32 protein-coding genes and 1 pseudogene are annotated in these 21,464 nt (G+C 60.6%); 1 reads left to right on the top strand and 32 read right to left on the bottom strand.

The annotated features are described in order from the left end of the window. Positions 1 to 129: 129 nt before the first annotated feature. Positions 130 to 627, bottom strand: coding sequence for a single-stranded DNA-binding protein (locus IP89_RS14675; RefSeq protein ID WP_043310329.1), 498 nt, complete (start codon positions 625 to 627; stop codon positions 130 to 132). 9 nt (positions 628 to 636) lie between these two features. After that, positions 637 to 2,031 carry an MFS transporter gene (locus tag IP89_RS14670; RefSeq protein ID WP_043310328.1) on the bottom strand — a complete coding sequence of 465 codons (1,395 nt, stop codon included), beginning with the start codon at positions 2,029 to 2,031 and terminating at the stop codon, positions 637 to 639. 190 nt (positions 2,032 to 2,221) lie between these two features. Here IP89_RS14670 and uvrA point away from each other — a divergent pair, with 190 nt between their 5' ends. Beyond that, entirely contained in the window at positions 2,222 to 5,056 is a 2,835-nt protein-coding gene (gene uvrA / locus IP89_RS14665) for an excinuclease ABC subunit UvrA (protein WP_043310327.1), read from the top strand. A gap of 57 nt (positions 5,057 to 5,113) precedes the next feature. Here the strand turns inward: uvrA and katG are convergent, their stop codons facing one another. The 30 genes and pseudogenes from katG to IP89_RS23055 form a co-directional block, all read right to left on the bottom strand. After that, positions 5,114 to 7,261 carry a catalase/peroxidase HPI gene (gene katG, locus IP89_RS14660; RefSeq protein WP_043310326.1) on the bottom strand — a complete coding sequence of 716 codons (2,148 nt, stop codon included), beginning with the start codon at positions 7,259 to 7,261 and terminating at the stop codon, positions 5,114 to 5,116. Between the two features lie 239 nt (positions 7,262 to 7,500). Further along, positions 7,501 to 7,890, bottom strand: a complete 390-nt coding sequence (gene rplQ / locus IP89_RS14655) for a 50S ribosomal protein L17 (protein WP_021702687.1) — start codon at positions 7,888 to 7,890, stop codon at positions 7,501 to 7,503. A gap of 45 nt (positions 7,891 to 7,935) precedes the next feature. Continuing rightward, positions 7,936 to 8,937, bottom strand: a complete 1,002-nt coding sequence (gene rpoA / locus IP89_RS14650; protein ID WP_043310325.1) for a DNA-directed RNA polymerase subunit alpha — start codon at positions 8,935 to 8,937, stop codon at positions 7,936 to 7,938. A gap of 22 nt (positions 8,938 to 8,959) precedes the next feature. Further along, positions 8,960 to 9,580, bottom strand: coding sequence for a 30S ribosomal protein S4 (rpsD, locus tag IP89_RS14645; protein WP_043310324.1), 621 nt, complete (start codon positions 9,578 to 9,580; stop codon positions 8,960 to 8,962). A gap of 16 nt (positions 9,581 to 9,596) precedes the next feature. Beyond that, positions 9,597 to 9,986 (bottom strand): 30S ribosomal protein S11, encoded by a 390-nt coding sequence (gene rpsK / locus IP89_RS14640; protein WP_021702690.1) that lies wholly within the window; start codon positions 9,984 to 9,986, stop codon positions 9,597 to 9,599. 30 nt (positions 9,987 to 10,016) lie between these two features. Beyond that, entirely contained in the window at positions 10,017 to 10,373 is a 357-nt protein-coding gene (gene rpsM, locus IP89_RS14635; protein ID WP_021702691.1) for a 30S ribosomal protein S13, read from the bottom strand. Positions 10,374 to 10,506: 133 nt separating this feature from the next. Continuing rightward, positions 10,507 to 10,623, bottom strand: a complete 117-nt coding sequence (gene rpmJ / locus IP89_RS14630) for a 50S ribosomal protein L36 (RefSeq protein ID WP_043217073.1) — start codon at positions 10,621 to 10,623, stop codon at positions 10,507 to 10,509. Between the two features lie 31 nt (positions 10,624 to 10,654). Further along, a complete protein-coding gene (gene secY / locus IP89_RS14625) occupies positions 10,655 to 11,983 on the bottom strand; it encodes a preprotein translocase subunit SecY (RefSeq protein WP_043310322.1) in 1,329 nt (442 codons plus the stop codon). After that, positions 11,984 to 12,418, bottom strand: coding sequence for a 50S ribosomal protein L15 (gene rplO / locus IP89_RS14620; protein WP_043310321.1), 435 nt, complete (start codon positions 12,416 to 12,418; stop codon positions 11,984 to 11,986). A gap of 2 nt (positions 12,419 to 12,420) precedes the next feature. Beyond that, positions 12,421 to 12,597 (bottom strand): 50S ribosomal protein L30, encoded by a 177-nt coding sequence (gene rpmD / locus IP89_RS14615; protein ID WP_043310318.1) that lies wholly within the window; start codon positions 12,595 to 12,597, stop codon positions 12,421 to 12,423. Between the two features lie 2 nt (positions 12,598 to 12,599). After that, positions 12,600 to 13,127: a 30S ribosomal protein S5 gene (rpsE, locus tag IP89_RS14610; RefSeq protein WP_052081091.1), complete on the bottom strand. Its 528-nt coding sequence runs from the start codon at positions 13,125 to 13,127 to the stop codon at positions 12,600 to 12,602. Between the two features lie 3 nt (positions 13,128 to 13,130). Then, positions 13,131 to 13,481, bottom strand: coding sequence for a 50S ribosomal protein L18 (gene rplR, locus IP89_RS14605; protein ID WP_043310316.1), 351 nt, complete (start codon positions 13,479 to 13,481; stop codon positions 13,131 to 13,133). A gap of 10 nt (positions 13,482 to 13,491) precedes the next feature. Beyond that, positions 13,492 to 14,025, bottom strand: coding sequence for a 50S ribosomal protein L6 (rplF, locus tag IP89_RS14600; protein ID WP_043310315.1), 534 nt, complete (start codon positions 14,023 to 14,025; stop codon positions 13,492 to 13,494). A 12-nt stretch (positions 14,026 to 14,037) separates the two neighbouring features. Then, positions 14,038 to 14,430 (bottom strand): 30S ribosomal protein S8, encoded by a 393-nt coding sequence (gene rpsH, locus IP89_RS14595; RefSeq protein WP_043310314.1) that lies wholly within the window; start codon positions 14,428 to 14,430, stop codon positions 14,038 to 14,040. A gap of 175 nt (positions 14,431 to 14,605) precedes the next feature. After that, a complete protein-coding gene (gene rpsN / locus IP89_RS14590) occupies positions 14,606 to 14,911 on the bottom strand; it encodes a 30S ribosomal protein S14 (protein ID WP_043310313.1) in 306 nt (101 codons plus the stop codon). Positions 14,912 to 14,925: 14 nt separating this feature from the next. After that, positions 14,926 to 15,465 (bottom strand): 50S ribosomal protein L5, encoded by a 540-nt coding sequence (gene rplE, locus IP89_RS14585; protein ID WP_043310312.1) that lies wholly within the window; start codon positions 15,463 to 15,465, stop codon positions 14,926 to 14,928. A 19-nt stretch (positions 15,466 to 15,484) separates the two neighbouring features. Continuing rightward, positions 15,485 to 15,799: a 50S ribosomal protein L24 gene (gene rplX, locus IP89_RS14580; RefSeq protein WP_043310311.1), complete on the bottom strand. Its 315-nt coding sequence runs from the start codon at positions 15,797 to 15,799 to the stop codon at positions 15,485 to 15,487. A gap of 12 nt (positions 15,800 to 15,811) precedes the next feature. After that, the gene (gene rplN / locus IP89_RS14575) at positions 15,812 to 16,180 is read right to left on the bottom strand and encodes a 50S ribosomal protein L14 (RefSeq protein WP_003243907.1); all 369 of its coding nucleotides are present in this window, start codon (positions 16,178 to 16,180) and stop codon (positions 15,812 to 15,814) included. Positions 16,181 to 16,202: 22 nt separating this feature from the next. Then, positions 16,203 to 16,469, bottom strand: coding sequence for a 30S ribosomal protein S17 (rpsQ, locus tag IP89_RS14570; protein ID WP_043310396.1), 267 nt, complete (start codon positions 16,467 to 16,469; stop codon positions 16,203 to 16,205). Positions 16,470 to 16,471: 2 nt separating this feature from the next. Further along, positions 16,472 to 16,663: a 50S ribosomal protein L29 gene (rpmC, locus tag IP89_RS14565; protein ID WP_021702703.1), complete on the bottom strand. Its 192-nt coding sequence runs from the start codon at positions 16,661 to 16,663 to the stop codon at positions 16,472 to 16,474. After that, complete coding sequence (gene rplP / locus IP89_RS14560; protein ID WP_043310310.1) at positions 16,663 to 17,076, bottom strand: 50S ribosomal protein L16; 414 nt, start codon at positions 17,074 to 17,076, stop codon at positions 16,663 to 16,665. Before rplP ends, rpmC begins: the two co-directional genes overlap by 1 nt. 12 nt (positions 17,077 to 17,088) lie before the next feature. After that, a complete protein-coding gene (rpsC, locus tag IP89_RS14555) occupies positions 17,089 to 17,775 on the bottom strand; it encodes a 30S ribosomal protein S3 (RefSeq protein ID WP_043310309.1) in 687 nt (228 codons plus the stop codon). A gap of 13 nt (positions 17,776 to 17,788) precedes the next feature. Then, the gene (gene rplV, locus IP89_RS14550) at positions 17,789 to 18,121 is read right to left on the bottom strand and encodes a 50S ribosomal protein L22 (protein ID WP_003210077.1); all 333 of its coding nucleotides are present in this window, start codon (positions 18,119 to 18,121) and stop codon (positions 17,789 to 17,791) included. Between the two features lie 13 nt (positions 18,122 to 18,134). Then, a complete protein-coding gene (rpsS, locus tag IP89_RS14545; protein WP_043310308.1) occupies positions 18,135 to 18,410 on the bottom strand; it encodes a 30S ribosomal protein S19 in 276 nt (91 codons plus the stop codon). 16 nt (positions 18,411 to 18,426) lie between these two features. Next, positions 18,427 to 19,248 carry a 50S ribosomal protein L2 gene (rplB, locus tag IP89_RS14540; RefSeq protein ID WP_043310307.1) on the bottom strand — a complete coding sequence of 274 codons (822 nt, stop codon included), beginning with the start codon at positions 19,246 to 19,248 and terminating at the stop codon, positions 18,427 to 18,429. A 14-nt stretch (positions 19,249 to 19,262) separates the two neighbouring features. Beyond that, on the bottom strand, positions 19,263 to 19,562 hold the full coding sequence (gene rplW / locus IP89_RS14535; protein ID WP_021702707.1) for a 50S ribosomal protein L23: 300 nt from the start codon (positions 19,560 to 19,562) through the stop codon (positions 19,263 to 19,265). After that, positions 19,559 to 20,161, bottom strand: coding sequence for a 50S ribosomal protein L4 (gene rplD / locus IP89_RS14530; protein ID WP_043310306.1), 603 nt, complete (start codon positions 20,159 to 20,161; stop codon positions 19,559 to 19,561). The genes rplW and rplD overlap by 4 nt, the downstream gene beginning before the upstream one ends. Positions 20,162 to 20,175: 14 nt before the next feature. Then, on the bottom strand, positions 20,176 to 20,811 hold the full coding sequence (gene rplC / locus IP89_RS14525; protein WP_043310305.1) for a 50S ribosomal protein L3: 636 nt from the start codon (positions 20,809 to 20,811) through the stop codon (positions 20,176 to 20,178). An 83-nt stretch (positions 20,812 to 20,894) separates the two neighbouring features. Beyond that, the gene (gene rpsJ / locus IP89_RS14520) at positions 20,895 to 21,206 is read right to left on the bottom strand and encodes a 30S ribosomal protein S10 (RefSeq protein ID WP_003103876.1); all 312 of its coding nucleotides are present in this window, start codon (positions 21,204 to 21,206) and stop codon (positions 20,895 to 20,897) included. Between the two features lie 155 nt (positions 21,207 to 21,361). Beyond that, positions 21,362 to 21,464 (bottom strand): annotated as a pseudogene (locus tag IP89_RS23055) (elongation factor Tu); the annotation flags it as partial.

Here is a 21,464-nt window from a genome sequence, read left to right as displayed (position 1 = left end):
GGCGATACCTCAATGGCCTTACACAGATGTCGACCCACCCGCTGCCGCCGCGGTTCGGACTATTTGCACCACCCGGAAATGCAAGAGCCCGCCAATAAGGCGGGCTCTCTGCGTACTACGCGACTCGACTTAGAACGGGATGTCGTCGTCGAAGCTGTCGTAGTCCGGGGCCGGCTGCTGGGCGGCCGGTTGCGGCGCCGGGCGCGGCGCGGACTGCTGCGGAGCCGGGCGCGACTGCTGCTGGCGCGGGGCGTATTCACCGCCGCCTTCGCTGTTGTTGCCACCACGGCCGCCGAGCAGTTGCAGGGTGCCGTTCATGTCGACCACGATCTCGGTGGTGTAGCGCTTGACGCCGTCCTTCTCCCACTCGCGGGTCTGCAGGCGGCCTTCGACGTAGCACTGTCCGCCCTTGCGCAGGTATTCGCCAGCGATCTCGGCGAGCTTGCCGAAGAACACCACGCGGTGCCATTCGGTACGGTCCTGCTGCTGTCCGGTCTGCTTGTCCTTCCAGCTGTCGGTGGTGGCGAGGGTGATGTTGGTCACCGCATTGCCGTTGGGCAGATAACGGGTTTCCGGGTCGCCGCCGACGTTGCCGATCAGAATGACTTTGTTAACCCCACGGGCCATTTCGTTCTCCTAAGCTTTCTGCGTATCCGCGGCCTCTTCGAGCACTCGCTCGAGCAACACGCGGTCCAATTGTTGGGTATCCACTTTGATGTACAACGCGGCCTCCTCGGCCACCACGATAGCGTCGCTGACGCCGGGTATCGCGAGGAGTCGCCCCACCAGTGCGCTATCGGCCACGGCATGGGCCGTGAGCGGCCGGCGCAGGCTGGTCACATAAGGCGGCTCGCGCATAGTAGCAGCTGCCGCCAGCCAGAGAAGCCCCAGCAGCGCACAGCCGACGAACACGAAGGCGAGGCCACCATGCTGGTACAACCAGCCACCGAGAATGCCGCCCACGGCGGCGCCGAGGAACTGGCTGGTGGAGTACACGCCCATGGCCGTGCCCTTGCCGCCGGCCGGAGCGACCTTGCTGACTAGCGAGGGCAGCGAGGCCTCCAGCAGGTTGAAGGCGGTGAAGAACAGGATGAAGCCGCACACCAGCGCCGACAGGCTGTGGCCGAAGATCCAGAAGAACAGTTCGCAGAGCACCAGCGCCAGCACCGCGCCGGAGAGCACACGCTTCATCTGGCGTTTCTTCTCGGCGTAGATGATGAACGGCACCATGCCGAAGAAGCCGATCAGCAGCGCGCTGAGGTAGACCCACCAGTGTTCTTCCTTGGGCAAACCGCCCTGGTCGACCAGCGCCAGCGGCAGCACCACGAAGCTGGCCATGAGGATCGCGTGCAACACGCCGATGCCCAGGTTCAGGCGCAGCAGCTCGGCGTTGCGCAGGGTCGGCAGCAGCGCCTGGCGCGCCACCCCGGACTCGCGATGCTGCAGCGCGCTGGAGGCACGCGGCACGAACAGGGCGATGATCAGCATGCCGACCAGGGCCATGCCGGCAGTGGCCCAGAACAGCCCGGACAGGCCGAAGGCGCGGGTCAGCAGCGGGCCGACCACCATGGCCACGGCGAACGACAGGCCGATGCTCATGCCGATCATGGCCATGGCCTTGGTGCGGTGCTGCTCGCGGGTCAGGTCCGAGAGCAGCGCCATCACCGCCGCCGAGATAGCGCCAGCGCCCTGCAGCACGCGGCCGGCGATCACGCCCCAGATCGAGTCGGCGTTGGCCGCCAGCGCCGCACCGGCGGCGAAGATCAACAGGCCGAAATAGATCACCGGCAAGCGGCCAATGCGGTCGGAGATCACGCCAAAGGGAATCTGCAGCACCGCCTGGGTCAGGCCGTAGGCGCCGATGGCCAGGCCGATCAGCGCCGGGGTGGCGCCAGCCAGGTCGGTGCCGTAGGTGGCCAGCACCGGCAGGACCATGAACATGCCCAGCATGCGGAAGGCGAACACCAGGGCCAGGCCACCGGCGGCGCGCGTTTCGCTGGCGCTCATGCGTTCGCTGTGCGGATCGTGCATGGAAAAACCCTGAACAAAGAGGCCGGCGATTCTATCAGTGATGGCAGGGGCTGTAGACGTTTTGTCGGCACCCGGCGCCGGTGCAAAACGTCGCATCGGACCCGGCCGTTACAGCATCGCCGCGCTTTGCCGCGCGCCATCCAGCGGCCGTATACTTTGCCGTTTCCGCCCGCCACCTGCGAGGCCGTTCGTGGACAAGATTCTGATCCGGGGTGCGCGCACCCATAACCTGAAAAACGTCGACCTGACCCTGCCGCGCGACAAGCTGATCGTGATCACCGGCCTGTCCGGTTCCGGCAAGTCGTCGCTGGCCTTCGACACGCTCTACGCCGAGGGTCAGCGCCGCTACGTCGAGTCGCTGTCGGCGTACGCCCGGCAGTTCCTGTCGATGATGGAGAAGCCCGACGTCGACACCATCGAGGGCCTCTCCCCGGCCATCTCCATCGAGCAGAAGTCGACCTCGCACAACCCGCGTTCGACCGTCGGCACCATCACCGAGATCTACGACTACCTGCGCCTGCTCTACGCCCGCGTCGGCATCCCGCGCTGCCCGGACCACGACGTACCGCTGGAAGCGCAGACCGTCAGCCAGATGGTCGACCAGGTGCTGGCCCTGCCCGAGGGCCGCAAGCTGATGCTGCTGGCCCCGGTGATCCGCGAGCGCAAGGGCGAGCACCTGGCGGTGTTCGATGAGCTGCGCGCCCAGGGCTTCGTGCGTGCGCGGGTCAACGGCAAGCTCTACGAACTGGACGAACTGCCCAAGCTGGACAAGCAGAAGAAGCACTCCATCGATGTGGTGGTGGACCGCTTCAAGGTGCGCGAGGACCTGCAGCAGCGCCTGGCCGAGTCCTTCGAGACCGCCATCAACCTGGCCGACGGCATCGCCCTGATCGCGCCGATGGACGACGAGGAAGGCGACGAGATCATCTTCTCCGCGCGCTTCGCCTGCCCGCACTGCGGCCACTCGATCAGCGAGCTGGAACCCAAGCTGTTCTCCTTCAACAACCCGGCCGGCGCCTGCCCGACCTGCGACGGCCTGGGCGTGAAGCAGTTCTTCGACGGCAAACGCCTGGTCAACGGCGAGCTGACCCTGGCCGAGGGTGCGATCCGCGGCTGGGACCGACGCAACGTCTACTACTTCCAGATGCTCGGCTCGCTGTCCGCGCACTATGGCTTCAGCCTGGAGGAGCCGTTCGACGAACTGACCGCCGAGCACCAGAAGTTCATCCTGTTCGGCAGCGGCACGCAGAACGTCGACTTCAAGTACCTCAACGACCGCGGCGACATCGTCAAACGCTCGCACCCGTTCGAGGGCATCATCCCCAATCTCGAGCGCCGCTACCGCGAGACCGAGTCGGCCACCGTGCGCGAGGAACTGGCCAAGTTCCTCAGCACCCAGCCCTGCCCGGACTGCCGCGGTACTCGCCTGCGCCGCGAGGCGCGCCATGTGTGGGTGGGCGACCGCACCCTGCCGGCCGTTACCGGCCTGCCGGTCGGCGAGGCCTGCGACTACTTCGGCGGCATGCACCTCACCGGGCGCCGCGGCGAGATCGCCGAGAAGATCCTCAAGGAAATCCGCGAACGCCTGCAGTTCCTGGTCAACGTCGGCCTCGACTACCTGACCCTGGATCGCAGCGCCGACACCCTGTCCGGTGGCGAAGCGCAGCGTATCCGCCTGGCCAGCCAGATCGGCGCCGGCCTGGTGGGCGTGATGTACATCCTCGACGAACCTTCCATCGGCCTGCACCAGCGCGACAACGAGCGCCTGCTGGGCACCCTCACCCACCTGCGCAACCTGGGCAACACGGTGATCGTCGTCGAGCACGACGAGGACGCCATCCGCCTGGCCGACTACGTGGTCGATATCGGCCCCGGCGCCGGCGTGCATGGCGGCCGAGTGGTCGCCGAGGGCACCCCGGACGAGGTGATGAACCACCCCGATTCGCTGACCGGCAAGTACCTCTCCGGGCGCGAGAAGATCCGCTATCCGGCGACGCGCACCCCGCGCGACAAGAAGAAGCTGCTCAAGCTCAAGGGCGCGCGCGGCAACAACCTGCGCAATGTCGATCTGGAGATTCCGGTCGGCCTGCTCACCTGCGTCACCGGCGTGTCCGGCTCGGGCAAGTCGACGCTGATCAACAACACCCTGTTCCCGATCACCGCCACCGCGCTGAACGGTGCCACCACCCTGGAGACGGCGGCGCACGACTCGTTCGACGGCCTGCAGCACCTGGACAAGGTGGTCGACATCGACCAGAGCCCGATCGGCCGTACGCCGCGCTCCAACCCGGCGACCTACACCGGCCTGTTCACCCCGATCCGCGAGCTGTTCGCCGGCGTGCCGGAGTCGCGCTCGCGCGGTTACGGCCCGGGCCGTTTCAGCTTCAACGTCAAGGGCGGCCGCTGCGAGGCCTGCCAGGGCGACGGCGTGATCAAGGTGGAAATGCACTTCCTGCCGGACATCTACGTGCCGTGCGACGTGTGCAAGGGCAAGCGCTACAACCGCGAGACCCTGGAGGTGAAGTACAAGGGCAAGAGCATCACCGAGGTGCTCGACATGACCATCGAGGAAGCACGCGAGTTCTTCGATGCCGTGCCGGCCCTGGCGCGCAAGCTGCAGACCCTGGTCGACGTCGGCCTGTCCTACATCAAGCTGGGGCAGAGCGCGACCACCCTGTCCGGTGGCGAGGCGCAGCGGGTCAAGCTGAGTCGTGAGCTGTCCAAGCGCGATACCGGCAAGACCCTGTACATCCTCGACGAGCCGACCACCGGCCTGCATTTCGCCGATATCCAGCAGCTGCTCGACGTGCTGCATCGTCTGCGCGACCACGGCAACACCGTGGTGGTGATCGAGCACAATCTCGACGTGATCAAGACCGCCGACTGGCTGGTGGATCTGGGCCCCGAAGGCGGCTCCAAGGGCGGCATGATCATCGCCACCGGCACTCCGGAGGATGTGGCCGCCAACCCGGCGTCGCACACCGGGCACTTCCTCAAGCCCCTGCTGGAGCGTGACCGCGCCTAAGTGACGGCAAAACGAAAAAGCCCCGCAATAGCGGGGCTTTTTCTTGGTGCGGGTGAATCAGGCCAGATCGAAACGATCCAGATTCATCACCTTGGTCCAAGCAGCGACGAAGTCCTTGATGAACTTCTCCTTGCCGTCGGTGCTGGCATACACCTCGGCGTAGGCACGCAGGATCGAGTTGGAGCCGAACACCAGGTCGTTGCGCGTCCCGGTGTACTTCACCTCACCAGTCTTGCGGTCGCGGCCCTCGAACAGCTCGGTATCACCGCCCACCGGCTTCCACACCAGGCCCATGTCCAGCAGCTTGACGAAGAAGTCGTTGGACAGCACGCCGGGCTGGCTGGTGAACACGCCATTCTGGCTGCCGTCGTAGTTGGCCCCCAGCACGCGCAGGCCACCCACCAGTGCGGTCAACTCCGGACCGGTCAGGGTCAGCAGTTGGGCACGGTCGATCAGCAGAGACTCGGTCGGTGCACCGCTCTTGTCCTTGCGGTAGTTACGGAAGCCATCGGCATCCGGCTCGAGCAGCTCGAAGGACTCGACATCGGTCTGGTCCTGGCGAGCATCCACACGCCCGGCGGAGAACGGCACGCTGACATTGACGCCGCCAGCCTTGGCCGCCAGTTCGACACCGACGTTACCGGCCAGCACGATCACGTCGGCCAGCGACGCCTTGCCGGAAGCCTTCTGGATCTCGCTCAGCTTCGGCAGCGCCTTGACCGCGACCTGGTTGACCACCCAGTCCTTCTGCGGTGCCAGTGCCAGGCGCGCGCCATTGGCGCCACCACGCTTGTCGCCGCCACGGAAGGTCGAGGCCGAAGCCCAGGCCACCGAGACCAGCTCGCTGACCGACAGGCCGGACGCGGCGATCTGGGTCTTGAGGTCAGCGATGTCGGCCGCCGTCGGTTGATGGGTGGCCGCCGGCAGTGGGTCCTGCCAGAGCAGATCTTCCTTCGGAATCTCCGGGCCCAGGTAACGGGCCTTCGGCCCCATGTCGCGGTGGGTCAGCTTGAACCAGGCACGCGCGAAGGCCTCGGCGAAGGCCTGCGGGTCCTCGTAGAAGTGCTTGGAGATCTTGCCGAACTCGGGGTCGAAACGCAGGGTCAGGTCGGTGGTGAGCATCTTCGGCTTGTGGAACTTGCCCGGCACGTGAGCATCCGGGATGTTCTCCGGCGCATCCTTGGCCACCCATTGCTTGGCTCCTGCAGGACTCTTCTCCAGCTCCCACTCGTACTTGAACAGGTTCTCGAAGAAGTTGTTGCTCCACAATGCCGGGGTCTTGGTCCAGGTCACCTCGAGGCCACTGGAGACGGTGTCCTTGCCGTGACCGCTACCGAAGTTGCTGGTCCAGCCCAGGCCCTGATCTTCCATCACCCCGCCTTCCGGATCGGCGCCCTTGTGCGACTCGGGGGCCGCGCCGTGGGTCTTGCCGAAGGTGTGGCCGCCGGCGATCAGGGCGACGGTTTCCTCGTCATCCATGGCCATGCGGCTGAAGGTGGCGCGGATGTCCTTGGCGGCAGCCATGTAGTCGCCGCTGGCATTAGGGCCTTCCGGGTTCACGTAGATCAGACCCATATGGGTCGCCCCAAGGCCCTTGATCAGCTCGCGATCGCCCTCGAAACGCTTGTCATCACCGAGCCAGGTGGTCTCCCCGCCCCAGGCCACGTCCATGTCAGGTTCCCAGACATCTTCACGCCCGCCGGCGAAACCGAAGGTGCGGAAGCCCATGGACTCCAGAGCGACGTTGCCGGCCAGGATCATCAGATCGGCCCAGGAAATCTTCTGCCCGTACTTCTGCTTGATCGGCCAGAGCAGGCGGCGCGACTTGTCGATGTTGACGTTGTCCGGCCAGGAGTTGAGCGGCGCGAAGCGCTGCTGGCCACGACCGCCACCGCCACGACCGTCAGTGGTGCGGTAGGTGCCGGCGCTGTGCCAGGCCATGCGGATCATCTGCGGACCGTAGTGGCCGAAGTCGGCGGGCCACCAGTCCTGGGAGTCGGTCATCAGCTTGACCAGGTCGGCCTTGAGCGCCTTGTAGTCGAGCTTCTTGAATTCATTGGCGTAGTTGAACTTCTCGCCGAGCGGGTTGGATTTCTCGGAATGCTGGTTGAGCAGATCGACTGCCAGCTGATTGGGCCACCAGTCCTTGTTGCTCGTGCCGGCGCCGGCCACGCGGTGGAATGGGCATTTACCTTCGTTGGACATTGCTCTCTCCTTTCTCCTCATCGGGTCGGTCTCGTGACAACTCGGCCGACAGTGGGAAAAGACTAGACCCGCCCTACCAAAGGGGCCAATTTATGAAAGACAATGATTCAATAGTTTTTTTCTACTAGCTGATAGATTTCCGCGCACGCCCGCCAAATACGCCACCCGCCTTCCCAAAGCGCTTTCCGGAAAACAAAAAACCGGGCGCTAGGCCCGGTTTCTTGTGCAGCAAAAGCAGCTTATTCGGCAGCTTCTACAGCTTCGCCAGCGACCTGACGGTCAACCAGCTCGACGTACGCCATAGGGGCGTTGTCGCCAGCGCGGAAGCCGCACTTCAGGATGCGCAGGTAGCCGCCCTGACGGGTGGCGTAACGCTTGCCCAGATCGTTGAACAGCTTGCCGACGATGGCTTTCGAACGGGTACGGTCGAAGGCCAGACGACGGTTGGCAACGCTGTCTACCTTGGCCAGGGTGATCAGCGGCTCGGCAACGCGGCGCAGTTCCTTGGCTTTCGGCAGGGTGGTCTTGATCAGTTCGTGTTCGAACAGCGACACCGCCATGTTCTGGAACATGGCCTTGCGGTGGGCGCTGGTGCGGCTCAGGTGACGGCCACTTTTACGATGACGCATGATTGAAATTCCTTACCAAACTTTCGGTTCGGTGATTACGGACGATTAGGCAGTAGCCTTATCGTCCTTCTTCAGACTTGCCGGCGGCCAGTTGTCGAGGCGCATGCCGAGGGACAGACCACGGGAGGCCAGAACGTCCTTGATCTCGGTCAGGGACTTCTTGCCCAGGTTCGGAGTCTTGAGCAGCTCTACTTCGGTGCGCTGGATCAGATCACCGATGTAGTAGATGTTCTCCGCCTTCAGGCAGTTGGCCGAACGTACGGTCAGCTCGAGGTCGTCAACCGGACGCAGGAGGATCGGATCGATCTCGTCTTCCTGCTCAACCACTACCGGCTCACTGTCGCCCTTCAGATCAACGAAGGCCGCCAGTTGGTGCTGGAGGATGGTTGCGGCACGACGGATAGCCTCTTCAGGATCCAGGGTGCCGTTGGTTTCCAGGTCGATGACCAGCTTGTCCAGGTTGGTACGCTGCTCGACGCGGGCGTTTTCCACCACGTAGGCAACACGACGGACCGGGCTGAACGAGGAGTCCAGTTGCAGACGACCGATGCTACGGCTTTCGTCTTCATCGCTCTGACGGGCGTCAGCCGGCTCGTAGCCACGGCCACGACGCACGGTGAGTTTCATGTTCAGAGCGCCGTTGTCCGCCAGGTTGGCGATTACGTGATCGCCGTTGACGATCTCGACGTCGTGATCCAGCTGGATATCGGCAGCAGTGACCACACCCGAGCCCTTTTTGGCCAGAGTCAGGGTGACTTCGTCACGACCGTGCAGCTTGATAGCCAGACCTTTCAGGTTGAGCAGGATTTCAATGACGTCTTCCTGCACGCCTTCGATGGCGGAGTACTCATGGAGTACGCCGTCGATCTCGGCCTCGACTACTGCACAGCCAGGCATGGAGGACAACAGGATGCGGCGCAGCGCGTTGCCCAGGGTGTGACCAAAACCACGCTCGAGAGGCTCGAGAGTGATCTTGGCGCGGGTCGAACTGACCGCCTGAACGTCGATGTGACGGGGGGTCAGGAACTCATTTACCGAAATCTGCATGGATGCACCTATTTCCTAGCCCTTACTTGGAGTAGAGCTCGACAATCAGGCTTTCGTTGATGTCGGCGGACAGATCGCTGCGAGCCGGGACGCTTTTGAACACGCCAGACTTCTTCTCAGTATCTACGTCAACCCACTCAACGCGACCACGCTGGGCGCACAGGTCAAGAGCCTGGGCAACGCGCAGCTGGTTCTTGGCCTTTTCGCGAACGGCCACGACGTCACCAGCTTTGATCTGGTAGGACGGGACGTTCACGGTCGAACCGTTCACGGTGATGGCTTTGTGCGATACCAGCTGACGGGATTCGGCGCGAGTAGCACCAAAGCCCATGCGGTAAACCACGTTGTCCAGACGGCATTCCAGCAGCTGCAGCAGGTTCTCACCGGTAGCGCCCTTACGACGGGCAGCTTCTTTGTAGTAACCGCTGAACTGACGCTCCAGTACGCCGTAGATACGACGGACTTTCTGCTTCTCACGCAGCTGGGTACCGTAGTCGGACTGGCGACCACGGCGAGCGCCGTGCTGGCCAGGAGCCGCTTCGATGTTGCACTTGGATTCGAGCGCGCGCGCACCACTCTTCAGGAAGAGATCGGTGCCTTCACGGCGAGACAGTTTGCACTTGGGACCAATGTAACGAGCCATTCTTCACTGTCTCCTATTACACGCGACGCTTCTTCGGCGGACGGCACCCGTTGTGCGGGATCGGCGTCACGTCGGTGATGCTGGCGATTTTGTAGCCGCAGGCGTTCAGAGCACGCACAGCGGATTCGCGACCAGGACCTGGGCCCTTGACGTTAACGTCGAGGTTCTTCAGGCCGTATTCCAGGGCTGCTTGACCAGCACGCTCGGCAGCCACCTGGGCAGCGAACGGAGTGGACTTACGCGAGCCACGGAAACCGGAACCACCGGAGGTAGCCCAAGACAGGGCATTACCTTGACGGTCGGTAATGGTAACGATGGTGTTATTGAAAGAAGCGTGGATATGGGCGATGCCATCCACCACTGTCTTTTTGACTTTCTTACGAGTACGAGCAGCAGGCTTAGCCATGACTTAATTCCTGTCGATTCGCGGGCGCAATTACTTGCGGATCGGCTTACGCGGGCCCTTACGGGTGCGCGCGTTGGTCTTGGTGCGCTGACCGCGGACCGGCAGGCCACGGCGGTGACGCAGACCGCGGTAGCAGCCCAGGTCCATCAGACGCTTGATCTTCATGTTGATTTCGCGGCGCAGGTCACCCTCGGTGGTGAGTTTGGCGACTTCGCCACGCAGCTGCTCGATCTGCTCGTCAGAGAGATCTTTGATCTTCGCCGCCGGATTTACACCGGTGGTTGCACAGATTTTCTGCGCAGTGGTGCGACCAACACCGTAGATGTAGGTCAGCGAGATAACAGTGTGTTTGTTATCCGGAATGTTGACGCCTGCAATACGGGCCATTCAGTGGAACTCCAATTGACAGCTACCCACGCCCTGGAAGCCAAGAAATAGGGCGCGCGATATTAGCGCTGTAATAACAAAGAATCAACCCGGCAGCGCACTAGCTGCCGGGCTCATTACGCGTGAATCACACTCAGCCTTGGCGCTGTTTGTGACGCGGCTCCGCGCTGCAGATCACGCGCACGACGCCGTCGCGACGGATGACCTTGCAGTTACGGCACAGCTTCTTGACCGATGCACGAACTTTCATCAGTAACTCCTAGAACCTTACGGCAACCATGTCAGCGGAGCATGCCGCTGCCATGACCCTTCAGGTTGGCTTTCTTCATCAGGGATTCGTACTGGTGCGAAACGAGGTGCGATTGTACTTGGGCCATAAAGTCCATCACAACCACGACCACGATCAGCAACGAGGTCCCGCCAAGGTAGAACGGAACGTTGGCTGCCACCTGCAGGAACTGCGGGAGGAGGCAAACGGCCGTCATGTAAAGAGCACCGAACATGGTCAAGCGGGTCAGCACGCCATCGATATAGCGCGCGGATTGCTCGCCCGGACGGATGCCCGGAATAAAGGCACCGGACTTCTTCAGGTTTTCCGCTACGTCTTTCGGGTTGAACATCAGCGCCGTGTAGAAGAAGCAGAAGAAGATGATCCCTGCACTAAACAGCAGAATGTTCAACGGCTGACCGGGAGCGATCGCCTGCGAGATGTCCTGCAGCCAGCCCATACCTTCGGACTGACCGAACCAGGTCCCCAGCGAAGCCGGGAACAGCAGGATACTGCTGGCGAAGATGGCCGGGATTACGCCCGCCATGTTCACCTTCAGCGGCAGGTGGCTGGTCTGCGCAGCGAAGACCTTGCGGCCCTGCTGACGCTTGGCGTAGTGCACCGCAATGCGACGCTGACCACGCTCAATGAACACCACGAAACCGATGATCGCTACCGCCAGCAGGCCGATGGCAATCAGAGCGAAGATATTGATATCGCCCTGACGAGCAGACTCGAAAGACTGCCCGATTGCCGACGGCAGACCGGCCACGATGCCCGCAAAAATCAGCATCGAGATACCGTTGCCGACACCGCGCTCGGTGATCTGCTCGCCCAGCCACATCATGAACATGGCGCCGGCCACAAAGGTCGTCACCGCCACGAAGTGGAAGCCGAAATCAACCGAGAACGCTACGCCCTGGCTCGCCAGGCCGACGGACATGCCGACAGCTTGAACGATCGCCAGGACGAGAGTGCCGTAGCGGGTGTACTGGCTGATCTTGCGACGGCCAGCTTCACCTTCCTTCTTCAACTGCTCCAGCTGCGGGCTGACGGCGGTCATCAGCTGCATGATGATCGATGCCGAGATGTACGGCATGATCCCCAGTGCAAAGATGCTCATCCGCTCCAGCGCGCCGCCGGAAAACATGTTGAACAGGCTAAGAATGGTCCCCTCGTTCTGCCGGAACAGGTCGGCCAGCCGGTCAGGGTTGATTCCGGGCACCGGAATGTGCGCGCCGATCCGATAGACGATGATCGCCAGGAACAGAAAACGCAGTCGAGCCCAGAGCTCGGACAACCCGCCATTGCTGAGCGCGGAGAGAGCACCTTGCTTAGCCATTTAGTCCTCGAACTTACCGCCAGCTGCTTCGATGGCCGCACGCGCACCCTTGGTGGCGGCGATACCTTTCAGGGTGACCGCACGAGTAACCTCGCCGGACAGCATGACTTTCACACGCTGTACGCTTTGGTTGATCACGTTGGCATCCTTCAGCGACTGCAGAGTTACGACGTCGCCGTCCACTTTGGCCAGCTCGGAAGTGCGCACTTCAGCGCGATCCATGGCCTTCAGGGAAACGAAGCCGAACTTCGGCAGACGACGGTGCAGCGGTTGCTGACCACCCTCGAAGCCCGGAGCGATGGAACCACCGGTACGGGAGGTTTGACCTTTGTGGCCACGGCCACCGGTCTTACCCAGACCGCTACCGATACCACGGCCCGGACGGTGCTTTTCGCGACGGGCACCCGGCGCGGAACGCAGATCGTTCAGTTGCATGATTAACCCTCCACCTTCAGCAGGTAGTAAGCCTTGTTGATCATGCCGCGGTTTTCAGGAGTGTCCTGAACCTCAACGGAGTGACCGATGCGGCGCAGGCCCAGGCCTTTGACGCAAGCTTTATGGTTGGCCAGACGGCCGTTGGTGCTCTTGATCAGAGTAACTTTTACGGTAGCCATGATCAGAGGATCTCCTCGACGCTCTTACCACGCTTGGCAGCCACGGATTCCGGGGACTGCATGGCTTTCAGACCCTTGAAGGTGGCGTAAACCACGTTCACCGGGTTGGTGGAGCCATAGCACTTGGCCAGAACGTTCTGCACACCAGCCACTTCCAGCACGGCACGCATGGCGCCGCCGGCGATGATGCCGGTACCTTCGGAAGCCGGCTGCATGAACACGTGGGACGCGCCATGGACGGACTTCATCGGGTATTGCAGGGTGGTGCCGTTCAGGTCGACCTGAATCATGTTGCGACGCGCAGCTTCCATCGCTTTCTGGATGGCGGCCGGCACTTCGCGGGACTTGCCGCGGCCGAAACCGACGCGACCTTTACCATCACCTACCACGGTCAGCGCGGTGAAGGTGAAGATACGGCCACCCTTAACGGTTTTGGCAACACGGTTTACCTGGACCAGCTTCTCGATGTAGCCATCGCTCTGGGCATCGTCACGGTTACCGCGATCGCGCTTTTGCTCGTTATTTGCCATAACTTAGAACTCCAGCCCGCCTTCACGAGCAGCATCAGCCAGCGCTTTCACACGGCCGTGGTACTTGAAGCCAGAACGGTCGAACGCCACCTGGGTGACGCCAGCGGCTTTCGCGCGCTCGGCAACCAGCTGACCGACTTTCTTGGCCGCGTCGACGTTGCCAGTGGCGGCGTCACGCAGTTCTTTGTCCAGGGTCGAGGCGCTGGCCAGAACCTTGGCGCCGTCGGCCGAAATGACCTGGGCGTAGATGTGCTGGGAAGAGCGGTACACGCAGAGGCGTACGGTTTCCAGCTCGCGCATTTTCAGGCGTGCCTTGCGAGCGCGACGCAGACGAGTTTCTTTCTTTTCGCTCATTTGCTATGCCCTACTTCTTCTTAGCTTCTTTGCGACGTACGACTTCGTCGGAATAACGCACGCCTTTGCCTTTGTACGGCTCAGGACGACGGAAGTCGCGGATCTCCGCAGCTACCTGACCAACCAGTTGCTTGTCGATGCCCTTGATCAGGATATCGGTCTGGCTCGGGGTCTCGGCAGTAACGCCCTGCGGCAGTTCGTAGTCGATCGGATGGGAGAAGCCCAGCGCGAGGTTCAGCACCTGGCCTTTGGCCTGGGCTTTATAACCCACACCAACCAGCTGCAGCTTGCGCTCGAAGCCTTGGCTCACGCCAATGACCATGTTGTTGACCAGTGCACGAGTGGTACCGGCCATGGCTTTGTTCTGCTGATCACCATTGCGAGCAGCGAAACGCAGTTCACCAGCTTCCTGGGTCACTTCCACGGACGAGTGCACGTTCAGTTCGAGGGTGCCCTTGGCGCCCTTGATCGAAAGCTGTTGGCCTGCGAGTTTGACCTCGACACCAGCCGGCAGCTTTACGGGGTTCTTAGCAACGCGAGACATGCTTATCCCCCCTTAGAACACGGTGCAGAGCACTTCACCGCCGACACCGGCAGCGCGTGCAGCGCGATCAGTCATCACACCTTTGTTGGTGGAGACGATGGAAACGCCCAGACCGCCACGTACTTTCGGCAGCTGATCAGCAGGCTTGTACTGGCGCAGGCCAGGACGGCTGACGCGTTTAACTTCTTCGATAACCGGACGGCCTTCGAAGTACTTCAGCTCGATGGACAGTTGCGGCTTGGCGTCGCCACTGACCTGGTATCCCGCGATGTAGCCTTCGCTCTTCAGAACGTTGGCAACTGCCACCTTCAGCTTGGAAGACGGCATGCTTACTACCGACTTTTCAGCCATCTGGGCATTACGGATACGAGTTAGCATGTCCGCTAACGGGTCCTGCATACTCATGGGCTTGATGCTCCTAAAACAAAAAGAACAGCCTTTCGGCTGGAACCATCCTCGAGCCCGACAAACGCCAGGCTCAGGAGAGCCGGACATTCTAGAGATCGATCAAAAATGAATCAAGCCCCAAAAGGGGCTTGATCAATAGAACAAAGCCGGCTCTAGGCCGGCTTCGCTTTTATTACCAGCTGGCTTTCACCAGGCCTGGTACATCACCGCGCATCGCAGCTTCGCGCAGCTTGTTACGGCCGAGGCCGAACTTGCGGTACACGCCGTGCGGACGGCCGGTGATGCGGCAACGGTTACGCAGGCGGCTGGCGCTGGCGTCACGCGGTTGCTTTTGCAGGGCTACCTGGGCTTCCCAACGCTGCTCCGGAGTGGAGTTAGGGTTGGCAATAGTAGCTTTCAGCTCGGCACGCTTTTTGGCGTACTTGGCTACCGTTTGCTGACGCTTCAGCTCACGGTTTTTCATGCTGGTTTTGGCCATGATCCAAACTCCAATCAGTTGCGGAACGGGAACTTGAAGGCGCGCAGCAGAGCGCGACCTTCATCGTCCGTACGGGCGGTGGTAGTCAGGGTGATATCCAGACCACGCAGCGCATCGATCTTGTCGTAATCGATTTCCGGGAAGATGATCTGCTCTTTAACGCCCATGCTGTAGTTGCCACGGCCATCGAAGGACTTGGCATTCAGGCCGCGGAAGTCACGCACGCGCGGCAGGGAGATGGAGAGCAGGCGATCCAGGAACTCGTACATACGATCGCGACGCAGGGTCACCTTGACACCGATCGGCCAACCTTCACGAACCTTGAAGCCAGCAATGGATTTGCGGGCGAAGGTCACGACAGGCTTTTGACCGGTGATCTTTTCCAGGTCGGCAACGGCGTTTTCGATGATCTTCTTGTCACCGATCGCTTCGCCAAGACCCATGTTCAGGGTGATTTTGGTAACGCGCGGAACTTCCATCACGTTGCCCAGCTTCAGCTCTTCCTTCAGCTTGGGAGCGATTTCTTTCCGGTAAATCTCTTTCAGTCGTGCCATGGTGTTTTACCTATGATTCTCAAGCGCCAACCGGCTTTTGGGTGGACTTGAAGACACGAATTTTTTTGCCGTCTTCGACTTTGAAACCAACGCGGTCAGCCTTGTTGGTTTCGCTGTTGAAGATAGCGACGTTGGAAACGTGCAGCGGCGCCTCTTTCTCGACGATACCGCCCTGAACACCAGCCATCGGGTTCGGTTTGGTATGACGCTTGACGAGGTTGATGCCGCCGACGATCAGACGATCGTCAGCCAGCACTTTCAGCACCTTGCCACGCTTGCCCTTGTCTTTGCCGGCGATGACGATGATCTCGTCGTCACGACGAATCTTTTGCATGACGGCTTCTCCTTACAGCACTTCAGGGGCGAGCGAGACGATCTTCATGAACTTCTCAGAACGCAGTTCACGAGTCACCGGCCCGAAGATACGGGTGCCGATCGGCTCTTGCTTGTTGTTCAGCAGAACAGCAGCGTTGCCGTCGAAGCGGATGATCGAGCCGTCGGCACGACGTACGCCGTGACGGGTGCGGACCACAACAGCGGTCATCACTTGGCCTTTCTTCACCTTGCCGCGCGGAATCGCTTCCTTCACGGTGACCTTGATGATGTCGCCAATACCGGCATAACGACGGTGCGAACCACCCAGGACCTTGATGCACATAACGCGACGAGCACCGCTGTTGTCAGCGACGTCGAGCATGGATTGAGTCTGAATCATATCTTTCTCCGACCCTTAGTCCTTAGACTTCCACGGCACGTTCGACGACTTCAACCAGAGCCCAGTTCTTGGTCTTGGCCAGCGGACGGGTCTCACGAATGGTGACCTTGTCGCCGATCTTGCACTGGTTGGTTTCGTCGTGGGCGTGCAGCTTGGTCGAGCGCTTCACGTACTTACCGTAGATCGGGTGCTTAACGCGACGCTCGATCAGAACGGTGATGGTCTTGTCCATTTTGTCGCTGACCACGCGGCCGGTCAGCGTACGGACGGTTTTCTCTGCTTCAGCCATGATCACTTACCTGCCTGCTGGTTGAGCACAGTTTTCACGCGAGCGATGTCGCGCTTCACTTGCGAGAGCAGGTGAGACTGCCCCAACTGACCAGTCGCCTTCTGCATACGCAGATTGAACTGGTCGCGCAGCAGGCCGAGCAGTTGCTCGTTCAGCTGCTGAACCGATTTTTCACGGAGTTCTTTCGCTTTCATCACATCACCGTCCGCTTAACAAAGGAGGTGGCGAGGGGCAGCTTTGCAGCAGCCAGGGCGAAAGCCTCACGCGCCAGCTCTTCCGGAACACCTTCGATCTCGTACAGCACCTTGCCCGGCTGAATCTGGGCTACCCAGTACTCGACGCCACCCTTACCTTTACCCATACGAACTTCGAGGGGCTTTTTGGTAACTGGTTTATCCGGGAACACACGGATCCAGATTTTACCGCCACGCTTAACGTGACGAGTCAGGGCACGACGGGCCGATTCGATCTGACGAGCAGTCAGGCGACCACGGGAAACAGCTTTCAGGGCGAACTCGCCGAAGCTGACCTTGCTACCGCGATGAGCCAGACCACGGTTGTGGCCAGTCATCTGCTTGCGGAATTTTGTACGCTTGGGTTGCAGCATGTTGCGTACTCCTTACTTAGCAGCTTTCTTACGCGGCGCCGGGGCGGCAGGTTTGGACTCTTCCAGCTGGCCACCGATGACCTCGCCTTTGAAGATCCACACCTTCACACCGATCACACCGTAGGTGGTGTGCGCTTCGTAAGTGGCGTAGTCGATATCGGCACGCAGGGTGTGCAGAGGCACACGACCTTCGCGATACCACTCGGTACGGGCGATTTCTGCACCGCCAAGACGGCCGCTCACCTGGATCTTGATGCCCTTGGCACCAATACGCATGGCGTTTTGTACGGCACGTTTCATGGCGCGGCGGAACATCACACGACGCTCCAGCTGCTGAGCAACGCTCTGCGCTACCAGCATACCGTCGAGCTCCGGCTTGCGGATCTCTTCGATGTTGATGTGCACCGGCACACCCATTTGCTTGGTCAGGTCCTGACGCAGCTTCTCAACATCTTCACCTTTCTTGCCGATCACGATGCCGGGACGAGCGGTGTGGATGGTGATGCGTGCAGTCTGAGCCGGACGAGCGATGTCGATACGGCTTACGGACGCGCTTTTTAGTTTGTCTTGGAGGTACTCACGAACCTTCAGGTCGGCAAACAGATAATCAGCGTATTGACGCTTGTCTGCGTACCAAACGGAGGTGTGCTCCTTGACGATTCCCAGGCGAATGCCAGTGGGATGTACTTTCTGACCCATCTGATCGACTCCGTTACTTGTCCGCAACCTTGACAGTGATATGGCAAGACCGCTTGACGATGCGATCAGCGCGGCCTTTGGCACGCGGCATGATGCGCTTCAGCGAACGCCCTTCGTTGACGAAAACGGTGCTGACCTTCAGGTCATCAACGTCTGCGCCTTCGTTGTGCTCAGCGTTGGCCACGGCCGACTCCAGCACTTTCTTGATGATCTCGGCGGCTTTCTTCGAGCTGAAAGCCAGCAGGTTGAGCGCTTCGCCCACCTTCTTCCCGCGGATCTGGTCGGCGACCAAGCGGGCTTTCTGGGCGGAGATTCGAGCGCCCGACAGCTTAGCGGCTACTTCCATCGTTCCTTACCCCTTAACGCTTGGCTTTCTTGTCCGCAGCGTGCCCACGATAGGTGCGGGTAGCAGCGAACTCGCCGAGTTTGTGGCCGACCATGTCTTCGTTCACGAGGACCGGGACATGTTGACGACCGTTATGCACAGCAATGGTCAGACCGACCATTTGCGGCAGAATGATGGAGCGACGCGACCAGGTTTTAACCGGCTTGCGATCGTTCTTTTCCACCGCCACTTCGATCTTCTTCAGTAGGTGAAGATCGATAAAAGGACCTTTTTTCAGAGAACGCGGCACTGTCGTATCCCTCTAATTACTTACGGCGGCGAACGATCATGTTGTCGGTACGCTTGTTCGCACGGGTCTTCGCACCCTTGGTCGGGAAGCCCCACGGCGAAACCGGGTGACGACCACCAGAAGTACGACCCTCACCACCACCATGTGGGTGGTCAACCGGGTTCATGGCAACACCACGAACGGTCGGACGAACGCCACGCCAACGCTTGGCACCGGCTTTACCCAGGGAACGCAGGCTGTGCTCGGAGTTGGAAACCTCACCCAGAGTTGCACGGCACTCAGAGAGAACCTTGCGCATCTCGCCGGAGCGCAGACGCAGAGTGACGTAGGCACCTTCACGAGCTACCAGCTGGGCGGAAGCACCAGCGGAGCGAACCAGCTGAGCGCCTTTACCCGGCTTCAGTTCGATCGCGTGAACGGTCGAACCAACAGGGATGTTGCGCAGCGGCAGGCTGTTACCGGCCTTGATCGGAGCAGCAGCACCGGATACCAGTTGATCGCCAGCACTCACACCTTTCGGGGCGATGATGTAGCGACGCTCACCGTCTGCGTATTTCAGCAGGGCGATGTGGGCGGTACGGTTCGGATCGTATTCCACGCGCTCAACGACGGCAGGGATGCCATCCTTGTTGCGACGGAAGTCGACCAGACGGTAGTGCTGCTTGTGGCCACCGCCGATGTGGCGAGTGGTGATACGACCGTTGTTGTTACGGCCGCCAGTTTTCGACTTCTTCTCGAGCAGCGGAGCATAAGGAGCGCCTTTGTGCAGCTCCTGATTGACCACTTTGACCACGAAACGGCGGCCAGCGGAAGTCGGTTTGCATTTAACGATTGCCATGATGCGCCCCTACCTTACTCAGCACTGCTGGTGAAATCGAGATCTTGGCCCGCCTGGAGGGAGACATACGCCTTCTTCCAGTCGTTACGCTTGCCCAGACCGCGAGCGGTACGCTTGGTCTTGCCCTGTACGTTGACAGTGCGGACCTCGTCCACTTTCACGCTGAACAGGCTTTCAACGGCCTTCTTGATTTCCAGCTTGGTTGCATCAACGGCAACCTTGAAAACGAATTGGCTCTTACCATCTGCCAGCACGGAGGCTTTCTCGGAGATGTGCGGGCCAACCAGCACTTTGAATACGCGTTCCTGGTTCATGCCAGCAGCTCCTCGAATTTCTTCACGGCCGACACGGTTACCAGCACTTTGTCGAAGGCGATCAGGCTGACCGGATCGGTGCCTTGAACGTCACGAACATCAACGTGCGGCAGGTTGCGCGCAGCCAGGTACAGGTTCTGATCAACGGCTTCGGTAACGATGAGCACGTCGGTCAGACCCATGCCGTCCAGCTTGCCCAGCAGAGCCTTGGTTTTCGGGGCGTCGACGGCGAAGTCTTCAACCACGACCAGGCGATCCAGACGGACCAGCTCGGAGAGGATGGAGCGCAGAGCAGCGCGGTACATCTTCTTGTTCAGCTTTTGGCTGTGATCTTGCGGCTTAGCAGCGAAGGTCACGCCACCGCCACGCCAGATCGGGCCAACACTGGAGCCGGAACGAGCACGACCAGTGCCCTTCTGACGCCACGGCTTTTTGCCACCACCGGTGACTTCAGCGCGAGTTTTCTGAGCACGGGAGCCCTGACGACCGCCAGCCATGTAGGCGACGACAGCCTGGTGCACCAGAGTCTCGTTGAACTCACCACCGAAAGTGCGCTCGCTGACTTCGATAGCCTGAGCGCCATTTACATTCAGTTGCATCTCAGCTTCCCCTATTAACCGCGAGCTTTGACAGCCGGACGCACCAGCACGTCGCCACCGGTAGCGCCCGGAACGGCACCCTTGACCAGCAGCAGATTACGCTCGGCGTCGACACGGACCACTTCGAGGGACTGCACGGTCACGCGCTCGGCGCCAAGATGACCGGACATTTTCTTGCCCTTGAATACACGACCAGGAGTCTGGCACTGGCCGATGGAGCCCGGAGCGCGGTGGGAAACGGAGTTACCGTGGGTATTGTCCTGACCGCGGAAGTTCCAGCGCTTGATGGTACCGGCATAGCCTTTACCCTTGGACTCACCGGTAACGTCTACCAGTTGGCCAGCTTGGAACAGTTCGGCAGTGATCTGATCGCCAGCCTGGTAATCGCCTTCTTCCAGACGGAATTCCCAGACGCCACGACCAGCAGCGACATTAGCCTTGGCGAAGTGACCGGCCTGAGCCTTGGTAACGCGGGAAGCACGACGCTCGCCCACGGTTACCTGCACAGCACGGTAGCCATCGCTTTCTTCGGATTTGAACTGGGTGACGCGATTCGGCTCGATCTCAATGACCGTAACCGGAATGGAGACACCTTCTTCGGTGAAAATACGGGTCATACCCGCTTTCCGACCGACTACACCAATAGTCATGTTGTAAACCTCATGAGTGTACGGGGCTTTCACCCGCTATGGCCGCCCATTTCAGAGCGTTACACGACTAAAACCGCAAGGTTTTAGCCGAGGCTGATCTGCACTTCCACGCCAGCAGCAAGGTCGAGCTTCATCAGCGCATCGACGGTTTTATCCGTCGGCTGGACGATGTCCAGAACACGCTTATGAGTGCGAATCTCGTACTGATCACGCGCGTCTTTGTTGACGTGCGGGGAGATCAGAACGGTGAAACGCTCCTTGCGAGTGGGCAGCGGAATAGGACCACGCACCTGAGCACCAGTACGTTTCGCGGTTTCCACGATTTCCTGGGTGGATTGATCGATCAGGCGATGGTCAAAAGCCTTCAACCGAATACGGATTTGTTGGTTTTGCATTTTGACCTCAGACTCTATCTCTGCTTTCCCTAACGGACGGACTACGCCCGTTAAAAGGAGGCGTGATTGTACGGATGCCCCTAGGGGGTGTCAACTTTTAACCAATCACAAAGAAAAAGGGCCCCGAAGGGCCCTTTTTTCTCAACAGCCGTCGATTACTCGATGACTTTGGCAACCACGCCAGCACCAACGGTACGGCCGCCTTCGCGAATTGCGAAACGCAGGCCGTCGTCCATGGCGATCGGCTTGATCAGGGTG

The organism is Pseudomonas sp. ML96, from assembly GCF_000761545.1.
Classification (GTDB): Bacteria; Pseudomonadota; Gammaproteobacteria; order Pseudomonadales; family Pseudomonadaceae; genus Aquipseudomonas.
The sequence above is the reverse complement of the archived record's forward strand: the minus strand, read 5'-3'. Positions and strand labels throughout refer to the sequence as shown.

Bases quoted from the DNA above. Each gene is read 5' to 3' on its own strand.
- rpsH (WP_043310314.1), bottom strand. From the start codon at position 14,430: ATGAGTATGCAGGACCCGTTAGCGGACATGCTAACTCGTATCCGTAAT.
- rpsD (WP_043310324.1), bottom strand. From the start codon at position 9,580: ATGGCTCGTTACATTGGTCCCAAGTGCAAACTGTCTCGCCGTGAAGGC.
- rpsN (WP_043310313.1), bottom strand. From the start codon at position 14,911: ATGGCCAAAACCAGCATGAAAAACCGTGAGCTGAAGCGTCAGCAAACG.
- rplR (WP_043310316.1), bottom strand. From the start codon at position 13,481: ATGAGCGAAAAGAAAGAAACTCGTCTGCGTCGCGCTCGCAAGGCACGC.
- rpmD (WP_043310318.1), bottom strand. From the start codon at position 12,597: ATGGCTACCGTAAAAGTTACTCTGATCAAGAGCACCAACGGCCGTCTG.
- rpsK (WP_021702690.1), bottom strand. From the start codon at position 9,986: ATGGCTAAGCCTGCTGCTCGTACTCGTAAGAAAGTCAAAAAGACAGTG.
- IP89_RS14670 (WP_043310328.1), bottom strand. From the start codon at position 2,031: ATGCACGATCCGCACAGCGAACGCATGAGCGCCAGCGAAACGCGCGCC.
- rplP (WP_043310310.1), bottom strand. From the start codon at position 17,076: ATGCTGCAACCCAAGCGTACAAAATTCCGCAAGCAGATGACTGGCCAC.
- rpsC (WP_043310309.1), bottom strand. From the start codon at position 17,775: ATGGGTCAGAAAGTACATCCCACTGGCATTCGCCTGGGAATCGTCAAG.
- rplN (WP_003243907.1), bottom strand. From the start codon at position 16,180: ATGATTCAGACTCAATCCATGCTCGACGTCGCTGACAACAGCGGTGCT.
- rpsE (WP_052081091.1), bottom strand. From the start codon at position 13,127: ATGGCAAATAACGAGCAAAAGCGCGATCGCGGTAACCGTGACGATGCC.
- rplD (WP_043310306.1), bottom strand. From the start codon at position 20,161: ATGCAACTGAATGTAAATGGCGCTCAGGCTATCGAAGTCAGCGAGCGC.
- rpsM (WP_021702691.1), bottom strand. From the start codon at position 10,373: ATGGCCCGTATTGCAGGCGTCAACATTCCGGATAACAAACACACTGTT.
- rplQ (WP_021702687.1), bottom strand. From the start codon at position 7,890: ATGCGTCATCGTAAAAGTGGCCGTCACCTGAGCCGCACCAGCGCCCAC.
- rpsJ (WP_003103876.1), bottom strand. From the start codon at position 21,206: ATGCAAAACCAACAAATCCGTATTCGGTTGAAGGCTTTTGACCATCGC.
- rpmJ (WP_043217073.1), bottom strand. From the start codon at position 10,623: ATGAAAGTTCGTGCATCGGTCAAGAAGCTGTGCCGTAACTGCAAGGTC.
- katG (WP_043310326.1), bottom strand. From the start codon at position 7,261: ATGTCCAACGAAGGTAAATGCCCATTCCACCGCGTGGCCGGCGCCGGC.
- rpoA (WP_043310325.1), bottom strand. From the start codon at position 8,937: ATGCAGATTTCGGTAAATGAGTTCCTGACCCCCCGTCACATCGACGTT.
- rplX (WP_043310311.1), bottom strand. From the start codon at position 15,799: ATGCAAAAGATTCGTCGTGACGACGAGATCATCGTCATCGCCGGCAAA.
- IP89_RS14675 (WP_043310329.1), bottom strand. From the start codon at position 627: ATGGCCCGTGGGGTTAACAAAGTCATTCTGATCGGCAACGTCGGCGGC.
- rpsQ (WP_043310396.1), bottom strand. From the start codon at position 16,469: ATGGCTGAAGCAGAGAAAACCGTCCGTACGCTGACCGGCCGCGTGGTC.
- rplW (WP_021702707.1), bottom strand. From the start codon at position 19,562: ATGAACCAGGAACGCGTATTCAAAGTGCTGGTTGGCCCGCACATCTCC.
- rplB (WP_043310307.1), bottom strand. From the start codon at position 19,248: ATGGCAATCGTTAAATGCAAACCGACTTCCGCTGGCCGCCGTTTCGTG.
- rplV (WP_003210077.1), bottom strand. From the start codon at position 18,121: ATGGAAGTAGCCGCTAAGCTGTCGGGCGCTCGAATCTCCGCCCAGAAA.
- rplE (WP_043310312.1), bottom strand. From the start codon at position 15,465: ATGGCACGACTGAAAGAGATTTACCGGAAAGAAATCGCTCCCAAGCTG.
- rplC (WP_043310305.1), bottom strand. From the start codon at position 20,811: ATGACTATTGGTGTAGTCGGTCGGAAAGCGGGTATGACCCGTATTTTC.
- rplF (WP_043310315.1), bottom strand. From the start codon at position 14,025: ATGTCTCGCGTTGCTAAGAACCCCGTAAAGCTGCCGGCTGGTGTCGAG.
- rplO (WP_043310321.1), bottom strand. From the start codon at position 12,418: ATGCAACTGAACGATCTGCGTTCCGCGCCGGGTGCCCGTCGCGAAAAG.
- rpmC (WP_021702703.1), bottom strand. From the start codon at position 16,663: ATGAAAGCGAAAGAACTCCGTGAAAAATCGGTTCAGCAGCTGAACGAG.
- secY (WP_043310322.1), bottom strand. From the start codon at position 11,983: ATGGCTAAGCAAGGTGCTCTCTCCGCGCTCAGCAATGGCGGGTTGTCC.